General features: G+C 41.3%; 12 protein-coding genes. 4 read left to right on the top strand and 8 right to left on the bottom strand.

From position 1 onward, the window contains the following. Window positions 1-89: 89 nt before the first annotated feature. The 5 genes from pstB to G6053_RS25435 form a co-directional block, all read right to left on the bottom strand. Window positions 90-836, bottom strand: a complete 747-nt coding sequence (gene pstB / locus G6053_RS25455) for a phosphate ABC transporter ATP-binding protein PstB (protein WP_165308991.1) — start codon at window positions 834-836, stop codon at window positions 90-92. Continuing rightward, window positions 826-1683, bottom strand: coding sequence for a phosphate ABC transporter permease PstA (gene pstA, locus G6053_RS25450; RefSeq protein ID WP_108636861.1), 858 nt, complete (start codon window positions 1681-1683; stop codon window positions 826-828). Before pstA ends, pstB begins: the two co-directional genes overlap by 11 nt. Beyond that, complete coding sequence (gene pstC, locus G6053_RS25445) at window positions 1673-2563, bottom strand: phosphate ABC transporter permease subunit PstC (RefSeq protein WP_108636862.1); 891 nt, start codon at window positions 2561-2563, stop codon at window positions 1673-1675. The genes pstA and pstC overlap by 11 nt, the downstream gene beginning before the upstream one ends. A 6-nt stretch (window positions 2564-2569) precedes the next feature. After that, complete coding sequence (locus G6053_RS25440) at window positions 2570-3430, bottom strand: PstS family phosphate ABC transporter substrate-binding protein (RefSeq protein ID WP_241254836.1); 861 nt, start codon at window positions 3428-3430, stop codon at window positions 2570-2572. 304 nt (window positions 3431-3734) lie between these two features. After that, complete coding sequence (locus G6053_RS25435) at window positions 3735-4229, bottom strand: hypothetical protein (protein ID WP_165308990.1); 495 nt, start codon at window positions 4227-4229, stop codon at window positions 3735-3737. A 137-nt stretch (window positions 4230-4366) separates the two neighbouring features. On the opposite strand from G6053_RS25435, the gene G6053_RS25430 reads away from it, so the two are divergent. Continuing rightward, on the top strand, window positions 4367-5002 hold the full coding sequence (locus tag G6053_RS25430; RefSeq protein WP_165308989.1) for a hypothetical protein: 636 nt from the start codon (window positions 4367-4369) through the stop codon (window positions 5000-5002). On the opposite strand, the gene G6053_RS25425 is transcribed toward G6053_RS25430, so the two are convergent. Beyond that, window positions 4974-5477 (bottom strand): helix-turn-helix transcriptional regulator, encoded by a 504-nt coding sequence (locus G6053_RS25425; protein WP_108636864.1) that lies wholly within the window; start codon window positions 5475-5477, stop codon window positions 4974-4976. The genes G6053_RS25430 and G6053_RS25425 overlap by 29 nt on opposite strands. A 514-nt stretch (window positions 5478-5991) precedes the next feature. Next, window positions 5992-6174, bottom strand: a complete 183-nt coding sequence (locus tag G6053_RS25420; protein ID WP_146191154.1) for a hypothetical protein — start codon at window positions 6172-6174, stop codon at window positions 5992-5994. Between the two features lie 255 nt (window positions 6175-6429). Between G6053_RS25420 and G6053_RS25415 the strand changes: the two genes are divergently transcribed. Both G6053_RS25415 and G6053_RS25410 read left to right on the top strand, forming a co-directional pair. Next, entirely contained in the window at window positions 6430-7317 is an 888-nt protein-coding gene (locus tag G6053_RS25415) for a sugar phosphate isomerase/epimerase (protein ID WP_108636866.1), read from the top strand. A gap of 118 nt (window positions 7318-7435) precedes the next feature. After that, a complete protein-coding gene (locus tag G6053_RS25410) occupies window positions 7436-8254 on the top strand; it encodes a universal stress protein (protein ID WP_165308988.1) in 819 nt (272 codons plus the stop codon). Between the two features lie 18 nt (window positions 8255-8272). On the opposite strand, the gene G6053_RS25405 is transcribed toward G6053_RS25410, so the two are convergent. Beyond that, on the bottom strand, window positions 8273-9754 hold the full coding sequence (locus G6053_RS25405; protein WP_165308987.1) for an FAD-binding oxidoreductase: 1482 nt from the start codon (window positions 9752-9754) through the stop codon (window positions 8273-8275). 140 nt (window positions 9755-9894) lie between these two features. Between G6053_RS25405 and G6053_RS25400 the strand changes: the two genes are divergently transcribed. Beyond that, complete coding sequence (locus G6053_RS25400; RefSeq protein WP_165308986.1) at window positions 9895-12660, top strand: hypothetical protein; 2766 nt, start codon at window positions 9895-9897, stop codon at window positions 12658-12660. Window positions 12661-12703: the final 43 nt, after the last annotated feature.

The following is a 12703-nucleotide window of genomic DNA, read 5'->3' as shown; positions in this document are numbered from 1 at the left end:
AAGATGTTCGGCGATACACGAACTCGCCGAACATAAGAGAAAGCAGTGGACCTCCACACAGAAGGTGTGTTTCGGAGTTGCTGAGTGGGTTAACCAAAATGTCCACTGATATAATTACGGGTGGTTTCGTGTTGTGGGTTGTTAAAAATCTGCTGTGTATCCCCCTGCTCGATAATCTCACCGAGATACATGAAAACTGTTTTGTCGGCCACACGCTGTGCTTGCTGCATATTATGTGTGACGATGACAATCGTATATTTTTTTTTCAAATGGTGAATAAGTTCCTCAATCTTCAGAGTACTCACCGGATCTAATGCCGAACAAGGTTCGTCCATCAAAATAATTTCGGGGCGCAAGGCTACCGCGCGGGCGATGCAGAGTCTTTGCTGCTGTCCGCCGGAAAGCCGGGTAGCAGGCTTTTTGAGATCGTCTTTGACCTCTTCCCAGATATATGCTTCTTCCAATGCCTTTTGCACGGTTGCCTTGTCAGCAATCAGATTGTTGATCTTGAGGCCATAGGTGATATTCTCGTAAATACTTTTGGGGAACGGATTGGCTTTTTGGAATACCATTCCCACACGCTTGCGCAAGTCCGTGACCTCCACATCCTTTTGATAGATCTCGCGGCCATCCAGTTTGATCTGTCCTTCTATCCGGGCTTCTGGATAGAGGTCATGCATCCGGTTGAGGCTTCGCAAGAGGGTACTCTTGCCACAGCCGGATGGCCCGATCAATGCCGTAACTTTATTTTCTTCAAATTCGATATTGATATTCTTCAACACCTGTTTGCTCCCAAACCATAGGTTGAGATGTTCAGCGACCAATTTACTTTTCATTATTTCTAAACTTATACCGAATATAGAAAGCTGTTAAATTCATAAGGAAGACCACGACGATAAGAACTAAAGCGGTACCGTAGGCGATGGGTCTGACCTCTTCGATAGACTGATGTTGTGTTGACAACATATATAGGTGATAGGGCAGTGCCATAAACTCCTGATTGATGTTGCCAAAGGAATTGGTGATATAGAATGCAGCCCCTGTAAAGAGAATTGGGGCTGTTTCGCCGGCAGCTCTGGAGAGTGTCAGGACAATTCCCGTCAGTATACCGGGCAAGGAAGCGGGAAGCACTACGTCTTTGATGGATTCGAATTTGGTGGCACCCACGGCCAATGCTGCCTCACGCATGCTCCGGGGGATACGGAGCAGGGCCTCCTCAGTTGTTGTGATAATATAGGGAAGGGACAAGAGACCCAAGGTCAGTCCAGCTGATAAAATTGAAGTTCCGAAATTCAACGCCTGAACAAACAACGCCAGACCAAAGAGACCATAGATAATAGATGGGACACCGGATAAATTACGGATGGAAGCACGGATCGTTCGGGTCAGCCAGGTGTTCTCAGCATATTCGTTGAGGTAAATGGCACAACATATTCCAAAGGGAATGGAGAAGATCGCTGTGATCAATGTCAGAAATACAGTACCAATAATTGGGGTTAGAATGCCGCCCTGTGTCATGCCATTGGTAGGCAGTTTGGAGACAAATTCCCAGGAAAGCACGTGATAGCCTTTGGTAAAGATATCGTATAGGATCACGCATAAAAAAAAGCAGACTAGTCCTGTGGAGAGGAGAAGTGTACCCCATTCGACGATCGGCGCCAGTTTTTTGAATTTATGCTGCATGATATTTTCTAAAGCGGTTAATAAAATATTCACCAATTAGATTGGCTACCAAAGTCATAAAGAATAAGACAATCGCTATGGCAAATAAGGCATAATAGTGTGTTGTCTGATAAGGTACTTCACCCATTTCAATGGCGATCGTTGCGGTAATGGTTTTGACCGAATCAAAAAATCCTTTCGGAAAGATCGCTGCATTGCCAGTTGCCATGAGCACGGTCATGGTTTCGCCGATCGCTCTTCCCAGTCCCAGCATGACCGCTGCAATGATTCCCGGAGCTGCTGCCGGGATCGTAATCTTGCGCAATGTCTGCCAACGCGATGCGCCGAGGCCATAACTTGCTTCACGATAGGTTTGTGGTACCGCATGAATGGCGTCTTCGGAAATGGTAATGATGGTTGGCAGGGCCATAATCGCTAGTAGGATCGCACCATTTAACGCATTTAGTCCATTGGGCAAGTTGTTCAGATCTGCTATTCCGGGGCCAACGAGCACGATTCCCAAAAAACCGATCACGACGGAAGGGATTGCGGCAAGCATCTCTATGGTCGGTTTTAAAACTGTTTTGAGTTTGGGACTCGCATATTCGGAAATAAAAGCTGCTGTTCCCACACCAAGTGGAATGGCAATTAGCATGGCGCCCAGCGAAACAATCGAGGTGCTCACAATTAAAGGTAGGATACCGTATGCAGGCTCTGCAGCAGTGGGATTCCATTGGCTTCCTGTAATAAAATCGAGCGGTGAAACTTCCAGAAAGAAGGCAATGGCGTTATAGAGCAACATAAAAAAGATGCCTCCCAGAAGCGCAAGGACCAAATATCCGGTAGACTTGAATATGATTTTGGCGATCTTATCGATGGTTATTCGTTTTTTGTACTGCATGTTATTTTATTGGATAAGGTAATAACCTGAGTTTTCAATAATCTTCGTTCCTTCCCCTTTGGTCTCGAATTGGATAAATGACAGGACCTTGTCCCATGATTTTTCAGGAATAAACTGATAGAGGGGCCGTTGGAAAAAGTACAACCTATTTTTTATAGCTGTCGGATCTAAGGGGGAAATGGCATTGGAATCTACTTCATTTTTGATTTTCAATACCTTGATTCCTTTGTTGTCCTGAATCTTTTTGGAAATATAACCGGCACCGACATAACCGATACCTGACTTGTCGATTTTGATGGCTTCCAGTATCTGTGCATTACCGGTCATTTCTTTGGCCTTTTGGCTATAGGCTATTTTTAGCTTCTTGCGAATAAATGAATAAGTTCCCGAACTGCTCTGTCTACCATAGATATTGATCGGGACATCCTGTCCAGAAATTGATTTCCAGTTTTCAACCTGTCCACTCATGATTTTTGAAAGTGTTTTTACATCGATTTCCGTGATCGGATTGTCGCTATGAACAACGAAAGCGGTAGCATCTTCGGCAAAAACAACAGTTTTCAGCCGTATATCTTTCTTTTGAAAGAGTGTCTTCTCTTCGTCGGTAAGCGGGCGTGAGGAGTTGGCAATATCTGCCTGTCCATTCAAAAGTGAAGTAATACCCAAACCTGAGCCGCCGCCGGAGATGGCTATACTGAAGGTTGGATCCGTCTTGTTATATGCTTCGGCAAGATTAACAGCAAGGTTGACCTCGGTATCGGAACCTTTCATCTTGATGGTATGGTCATTATTGCCACAGGCGCATAAGAGGATACTGAAACTTAAAAGTACAGTAGAAATAAGACGATGGAAAGTCATGTTATTCATTCTTACTAAGTTAAACAGAAGAAGAATGATTTTGTGTTAGCGTTATGTTATCTTATTGTGAAGTCATATTTTGTAAATATATTTTCTGCTATCTGCCCATTGCACTCCTGAGTCCCTTTGGCGGAAAAACGATCACTTTTTTATGAACTTTTTAACAAAAAAGGGTAAGCGGACACGAAAAATGAAGAAAGATATACAATAGGGTTTGATGTTGGACGGGAGGAGGAGATGTGGATCGTGCAAAAAAAACAGGCATAAGCCTGTTTTTGTGTTATTATATCATAATGAATTTCTACAGGATGTTTTAAAATAAGAGTACTGCGAAGACTGGGATCAGTGCGACCAAGGAATACATGACAGCTGTTCTTTTTTGGAGATAAAGACTGATGGATAGTAATAGCTCATTGTTTTCCGCACTCGCTATTGTTCCACTATTTCCCATAGCGGAGGGACTTACTTCAGCAATTTGGCCCTGTTCGTTTTCGATTTTCCAGGCTGACATCCACATATTTCGCGGGCTCCATTTGTATTTCCTGTCAATGAGGCTAATGGTCGCTCCACCGGTCCAGTTGTTGTATTCGATGTCACCGATCAGTTCACCATGTTTATTGCGTATTTCAGTATATGGGTTGAAAAGTCCTTTGTTTTTAAAACTATATTGATCTGAGCGAATAGAAACATTGGCATCTAGTGTCCAATCATTGGATTCCAACGAGCCGATCAGGCTATCATTGTTATATAACTTTGATTTATTCCCTAATAAATTGCTTTTCCAGTTGTAAATAGATCTCTTTTCCATAATTGTCTAGTTTAATATGTTTATTTTTCAAATTAGTATTCGCATCGGGAATTATGTTACAGTTTTTTTTAGTAATGTGAAAAATATCTTATAGCCATCCCTATTCTAATAAAAAGGGCGGCGATGTAAAGTGACCAATGGCGAGCCTGGGGGCGATCAAACGCCTGTTGACAACGCCAGATGTTGTTTTGGGCGGTCTATTTCGTTTGCATCGTATGTTCAGTGATATGGACCGGGAGGTCGAGAATGGAAGCCTGAAAATCGAAACTTCATCAAAATTGAAACGGATCATGTTTCTGAGTATTGTACCAGTCACTATTTTTGCACATGTGGTTCTATATTTCTTCTTTGCTGGCGCTCTATTGGATTGGTTAAATGGACGTTATGTTTTGGTAGTAGGTTTTCCACAGGGTGTGGATAACATGTTGATAAGTCTAAATGTGGTTATCTATACTATTCTGTTGCCTAATTTATTACGCCAATTCTGTTTGCATTTTATTCCTTCCAATATGCATTATTTCGGTGATGTGAAAGAGGGGAATGTGATTGAGCAGACGCAGGTGCTCAATATCTGGTGGACTTACCCGATGCAACTGTTCTATTTCTTTTTTTGCTGGACACGCAGCATTCATCATTTTGTCGTCAATGAAACTTTCTATGTACGTCATATCGGGCGTAAGAAAGCTCAGGAAGTGCTACGGAAGTACGGTGTTCGATTTAATGATCCAGGCACTTTCAAAAGGGCTAACCGTTTTCGGAAGGTTTCGACGTAGTGCTGCTTTTTTTTCGATATTCCTTAAAATTACCCCGTTGTTTATATTCCAGTGCACCCTCCTCGCAGTAAGCGGAAAGATGCACGGAGAACTTGTTGCTTTGGCTTTTATCCACGCCCAATTCATCTAGAACCTCTGCCACGCGCTTAGGCGTATGAAAGAAACTGGAATGATAAACCAGATCGTCCAACTTTTTGCTAAGGGCAATTCTTTCCTGTACATCGGGAGGTAGGGAATAAGGAGGCTTGAATTCGATATCTTTTTCAAAGAAAGTTTTGGGCTGGATCTGGAGACTTTGACATAATAACAAAAAGTTCGTTAGGGTAAGGTCTTTTCCCTTTTCTATTCCATTAAGTGTACCTGTAGAAATTCCAGTCAGGTTTGACACATCCCGTAAGGAATAATAAAGCTCATGCCGTTTTGCACGAAACCGTAGCCCTATAGCTTGAAGTTTTCCTCTATCGTTATCCGTCATGCAACGAATTGAATGATAATTTGCGCAATAATATTATTAAAATTTTGTTTAAAAATTTGCAGTTATATTTTTCTTTTTTATATTCGTTGTAATATGATATTTAGAGAATATTTGGTATTTCAATTTTAAATATCTGTTCTTTTAGTGATATGTTGTTGAAGTGATGTTTTCTTTTTGGTTAGCGCATTTTAAAAATTGCAAAATTTCCCTATATCTGTTGTTCCGGGATAAACCGGTACATACCAATGAAAAGCAATAGAAATAAGTCGACTTGCCCAGCTCCGGCATTCCATCGAATCCGTCAATTTCGCCGAAGCTGGGGTAGGTTGCACAAGAGTATACATGTAATGTAAGGATCTAGCGCATAAGTGGCTAAGCAAACTTTGGCTCGGGTAAGCTCCTTTGATGCCAGCTGGTATCCATGCATTCTAATTGTGCAATTAGAATTATTACAATTTTATCAAGAAGATAAAATATAAAGCTAAGACGGTACACAAAAAACGTGCACTCACCTTTAATCTGCACTCATAAAATAATAGATCAAATAAAATACAATCAGCACACAAACGGCAATGATTAATGTGCGTTTGATATTGCGGCCTGCAGGTGCATCGTCTTTTTCTTCAACGGCTACATCAGGTAATTTTTCCTCCGGCTTGTCCTGGCTATGCTCTGGAGTATTGAATTGATTTTCCATCTTTTTTTGTGTTGTCCTATGCATAGAACATGTTTGGTGGGTAAATCGTTTAATATGTTCAATTTTTTGGAAGAAAAAAGATTCCTCTTGCTATAGAAAACAGGCGGTGTGAATAAATAAAAGTCCAAAAGCGTTGCGTTTTTTAGAGTATTTGCATACATTGCAACTGCACTTAACACGAATAAACCTAAACAACCCGTAAACGTATGTTTACCATAACTTTCGTGTTGGATAGGTCGGTAATAAATAAAACACATGAAAAGAAGAACGCTTATCGGATCATTCATGGCTGGCTGTATGCTATTGGCCATCAATCCGACTTTTGCGCAACAGAAAGCCGCAAAGAAAGAAATTGGTCTACAGTTGTACTCCGTACGTGAAGAAATTAGCAAGAACCCAAATTTCGATCAAATTTTACAAAAGATCGCTGCACTTGGGTATACGGGCGTAGAAGCTGCAGGTTATAATGCCGGCAAACTATACAATCTGAGCCCGCAGGAATTTAAAGCCAAGGTAGAAAAAGCAGGGATGAAGGTCCTTTCTTCCCATGCAACCAAAACATTGTCTGCGCAGGAGCTTGCCTCTGGAGATTTCTCCGAATCCTTGAAATGGTGGGACCAATGTATCGCTGCCCACAAGGCCGCTGGAATGAAATATATTGTGACACCTTGGATGGATGTGCCTAAGACACTCAAAGACTTAGAAACACAATGCCGTTATCTGGATGCTGTGGGGGCAAAATGCCGTGAGCAGGGATTGCTTTATGGATACCACAACCACGCTCATGAATTCAAAAAGGTTGAGGATAAAGTAATGTACGATTACATGCTGGAGCATACCAATCCCGAAAATGTATTTTTCGAAATGGATGTCTACTGGGCAGTAATCGGTGATGTCAGTCCGGTTGATTACTTCAACAAATATGCGGGTAGATTTAAGGCTTTACATATTAAAGACCACCGTGAAATCGGTCAAAGCGGAATGGTCGGATTTGATGCGATCTTTAACAATGTCAAAACAGGTGGACTGAAATACTTGTTTGTTGAATTGGAAGAAACACATAATGATATTTACACAGGTCTTGAGCAAAGTATAGACTACCTGAAAAAGGCTCCTTTTGTAAAGGCCAGCTATTCTAAATAGCCGTTAATCGGGAGAAAATTGACGATGCTGAGACAATTGTCCGGTTGATAGATTTATTATTTTTCGTTAACTTGAGTGGATTAAAAAGGGATTTTTTAATCGTATTAAAACGGAAAATATGAAACGGATTATTGTTGCTACAGACTATGCTGAAGAGGCAGAACATGCCCTAAAGTTTATACTCGAAGTTTTTGCTGGTAAAAAATATGAGATCATCTTGTTCTCCCTGCAGAACCCTTCAATACATGCGATGAACGCACGTCTTTCTCCCGATTCCATGTTCAAAATTTTTGAACATCAAAACAAGGTTTTAACCGATAAAGCGGAGGGTATCACGCGGCAAAGTGGGGTGCCTGCTGTTCCTTATCTGGCAACGGGTTTATTCTACGATCAGATTACAAAATGCATTCAGGAGACGGGTGCCGACCTATTGGTCATGGGTATGGCCAAACGCTCGTTTGACCAGGATATGTTGGGTAATACTACTACGTCTGCCATCAGTAAACTAAAAATTCCTATTCTATCTGTTCCACTTGGGGCACAATTTAGCGGGCTTAAGCATATCCTCTTCGCCTGCGACATCGTACGCGGGGTGCAAAAAGAGATTCTTGAAAAGGTGAAAGATTTCGCAACTGACTTTAATGCCGTATTGGAAGTGCTTAATATCCGTAAAACCGTTGAGCAGCTAAATGAAGAAAAGGGAAATGAAACCCGGGCGGCAATCGGAGACGTCATGGGCATTGTCAGCTACTACTATAAAAATGTAACGTCTAATGAGGTGGTCAAAGCCATTCGTGACGAAGTTAAAGAAAGTAATACTGATCTTTTGGTCATGATTCCCTATAAATATGGTTTCTGGAACTCACTGACGCATCGGAGCAAAACGCGTATGATGGCCTCAGGCCTGGATGTTCCGCTGCTGACCATTTCAATATAATTGGTCAGGTCTCCTGGATTATTTGTAGTGTCTATAAAACTTGTTGTTGAAGAGTTCCGAAGGATCGTATTTTATTTTAGTTCTGAAAAAACTGCATGCTTGCGGATAGACTTTTCTCATTTTGTCTTTTGCGATATGTAGGCGATAGGGGAGATAGTATGTCCCCTCGTTTTTAATGGCTGCATCTACCAGAAGATTCGTGAGGCTATGCATATCAGTCTCTTGCAGGGCTGTTTTTTTCTGATTGAACAAGAGCACAAAACCAAATACATCTTCCCGCGCATAATTTAAATAAGCGTCATGGTCCCGATTGACGGCGCGGATGGTAATGTTCAGCAGATCCAGTTTCGATTTTAATAAAATAGGTTTTATGTCCTGAATGAAATTCATGAAATTTCGTTCAGGAATAAAGTATTCGTGGAGCAGATCTGTCGATGTGGTATCTTTGTTTTCGATTAAGGAGACTTGGCTATCCATGATCTCATTTCGGGTAAATGTGAGATGCCGTGCAGGAATGGCCGAAGATGTTTCAAGATCCCAGCGGAGCCGCTTTCCATATTCGCTATTGACACTACCCCTAAATATCAGTCTTTTGGTTTCTTCAATTTTCTTTTCCTGTCGGAAAAGCTGTATCGGCGGTTCTTCTGTCTGTTCAAAATAATTGAGTGTCGCCTCCGCTAGAAAATGTTTTTTGGAAACGCGTAATCGCCCAAAAACCAGATCTACTTTCGGATTGTCAAGAATATATTTTTTATAATACTTCGTATAATTTTCTGGAGCTAAGTTGACGTAATGATATTTTAGGGACTGATTATCGACAACTTTGAGCTTTACATCGAGTATAATACCAAATAGACCATAGCCACCAAGCACATGATGAAACAGTTCCGTGTTCTCGTCGCGGCTGCAGAGGAGTACCTGACCTCGGGCATTCATTAGTGTAAATGAAAGTACGCTGGAAGCTAAGGGCGGCGAATTCTTTTGCCATCCATGTCCATTGACACTCAGTGATCCGCCAACAGAAAATGAACTAAAAGCTTGCATCACAGCAATTGATTTACCATAATGGTCTAAATAGTGAATGGCATCCGACCAAAGTGCACCTGATCCTATGCTCAGTATATTGTTTACTGTGTCAAGCTGCATGTGGTTATAAGGGAGCATATTGATCACTATACCACCGGGATACATTGTATGCCCGCCCATACTGTGACGGGCTCCAGCCAACGCTATTTTTAACCCCTCGGTATTTGCATAATGCAGAATTTGCCGCAATTGATTTTCAATTGCCGACCTGTCTTTTGGTATAGCAATGATGGTATCGACTTTGGTCAGGTTAAGCGCGCTAGCATCATCCACATGCCGAGCAGGAAGCACCCTGTGATTATCTGTTTCTCTCCATTTGGTTCTGAGGAGATGGATAATGGGGAATGCAATAACCACTAAAAGAATAAGCAAGGTTAGCAATGAATAACGTTTGGTCCTTTGGGTTATACGCATGGTCTCCGTTCAATTTAATAAAGTGAACGATCACAAGGATAGTTCACTACCAAAATAATATAAATTTATTGTTTTTTAATTTTATTTTTATCCGAAAAGATAGTTAACCGAGTTCTGTAAAAAGTCTCAAAAAAAATAATATGCGTTATGGAATTCCGTTGCTTGCTGCATCCCTGTTCAAATTATTACTTGAAAAGATGATAAAATATACCTCTTTGTGTTTATTTATCTGTGCTGCTCAGACGCTATTTGGTCAGGTACAACGTTACGAAGGTAAGATTACAGACGCCGTCGGAAGGCCATTGAAAGATGCTGCAGTGATTCGTGTTGCCGACAATGTCGTATCCAGTTTTGACGAACTGAATGCCGGATTACATAAAGGCAAGGTGATACACACTGATATCAATGGTGTATTTGGAATGGATCTCAATGACCGTGATAAAATACAGTTATGGAAATATCCAGTTCAGTTACCTAAGGCTTACCAGTTATATGAGTTTCGATCGGATCCCTTTGATAAGTCCGGAGGTTATCTTGTGGAGCTTGTGGCGGCAAGAGAACAACATACCGACGTGAATTTGTTTCCAATGGATACCTCGATCGCCAGAAGCTCCTCCAGACCTGTCGTTTTGAGAAATAATGGCGGTTCTTACTATAGCATGAGTGAGAACAAAAATCGAGTGTATATCTATCAGAACCCAAAGCCGGGGTATGGATTACTAGATATCAATCTGACACTTGGTGGATCTATCAATAAAGCGGATGATCGTGTAAAATTACAAAGGGATTATGTACAGGGGCATGCGCTGAGTGGGCAATTGGTGGCTTCGAAAGATGTTCCTTATAGCTGGGGACCTTTGGTCGCCCAGACAGACCTACCTACAGTTTACAATAACAAAAATATCTATCGGAGCGGATATCAAGCCTCCACGACACTGGATATGACCTATAAGCAAGATGGCCTGGGAAAATTCTATGGAGAAGTCGAATATAGCAAGAAGCAGGGGGTATTTGATCCGAACAAAACTAATTCCTGGGGGGCGCAGCTAAATTATTCCCGTCAATTTGGAATAGGACATCGGCTCCAGGTTTTGAATAAATTCAATCAATCCGATGAAAAAATGCCTATGATAGGTAATAACTACGCTAATGTACTCATGGGAGCTTATCTATCGCCAGTAAATTTTGATGCTAAATCACAACCGAATGCTAATATTTCAACTGTATATACCAATCCCTGGTTTTTATTAAAAAATAATCGCGATAATCAATTCAATCAGAAATATCTAGGTACACTGAAATATGATTGGGATCATAACCGTTTTTTTTGGGGGGCACAGCTCAGTTATCAATACCAACAAAATACATTAAACTATGGCCTTGTTGGAAACATGGACGAAGGGGACCGGGATATATTTGTCAACCGTAAATTAAAAACAAAATTGTTTGATACGAATATACAGGGTAAGTATTATTTGGCGGCAGGCAAAAAGTTGTATTTACAGGGGAATTTCTGGTACAAAAACCAATGGATGTCTTTAAACCGTTCTGTAGCGAGTTTTGCGCCGGTCTCTTTGCTACATCGGTCTTCGGAATTCCAGGCCGGACTGGTAGCGAAGGAATTTGGTGGTTACAATAACAACTGGACCTTTGACCTATTGCCGAGTATGTTGGTAAGCAACAAAAGCAAAAATAAGACAGTCTTCAATTTTGTTGGCCAAGTGGAAAGAAGGTTTGATTTTGATTTGTTTGACCGGGGAGATATTATCGCTAATGTATGGGGGCAATTCAATCTTTCACATCTTGAACCCAATCAGATCAATAATGATATACAATTTGGTCTGATGCGATATTCCATCAAGGATTTTCAATCCTTCCTACCCATGGACGAATTGCTATTGCGGGATCCTGTGGATAAATTGCAACGGAAAGTTAATTATGAGTTCGGTGCTTCTCTAAAACGACATGGGTGGAGCCTTGAAGGGAATTTTTATCAATTTTATGTGAAGAACGGTTATGCCCCAATTTGGCAAGACAATCAATATCGCTTGAACAATGCGGTTGATTATCAACAAAAGGGATTTCGGATGGCCATTTCTTCTCAGTTTGGAATCTTCAATAGCCCGTTGAACTGGTATCCAAGACTGGATTTTCACCGCTATATCAATAAGGTAGATAAAATCCATTTGGAAGCTGATCGTATCCAGATAGCTGGTATGCAGGAGATCAGTAAAAACTATATTGTTGGACAACCAGTCGGCGTGATTATGGGAACAGCATATGCGCGTACCGCTGACGGCCAGCTACAGATTGATGGAGATGGCTATCCTATTGTGGCCCCTGAGCAAAAGATTCTGGGAAACCCAAATCCCGATTTTGCTTTGATCTTTGGCAATACATTGCAATATAGGGGAATCCGTTTCGATATTGATCTCGAATGGAGCAGGGGAGGTAAAGTCTGGAATGGAACACGACAAATGCTCAATTATATGGGGCGCTCGTTAGAAACCGCCTCCGGACGATTGTTAAAAGATCAATTATTTCCGGGGATTGACGCACAGGGAAATAGAAATAATAAATTGGTAGACTATTATGATCCAGCAGCGGGTATTGAAAATAATAGGTGGGTGCGTTACGGTCTATCAGGAGTGGCAGAAGATGTTATCGAAGACGCAAGTTACCTACGTCTTTCCAGAATAAATCTCTCACGTAGTTTTGATATATCCTGGCCATATCTCAACAAAATTGATCTGACGCTTTATGCGGAGAACCTGATGTATTGGAGTAGATATAAAGGGAATTATCCCGGGGCATCCCTCTTAGGGCAGAGTAATGCCGTGGGCTTGGATTACTTTAACTCACCATTGATGAGGACTTTTGGTTTTAACGTTGTACTGAATTTTTAACCTAGATGCCATGATTAACGACAATATAAATGCTAAGGGAAAA

It is taken from the genome of Sphingobacterium sp. DR205 (assembly GCF_011064245.1).
GTDB classification, from domain to species: domain Bacteria; phylum Bacteroidota; class Bacteroidia; order Sphingobacteriales; family Sphingobacteriaceae; genus Sphingobacterium; species Sphingobacterium athyrii.
This window is presented reverse-complemented; position numbering and strand designations above follow the sequence as displayed.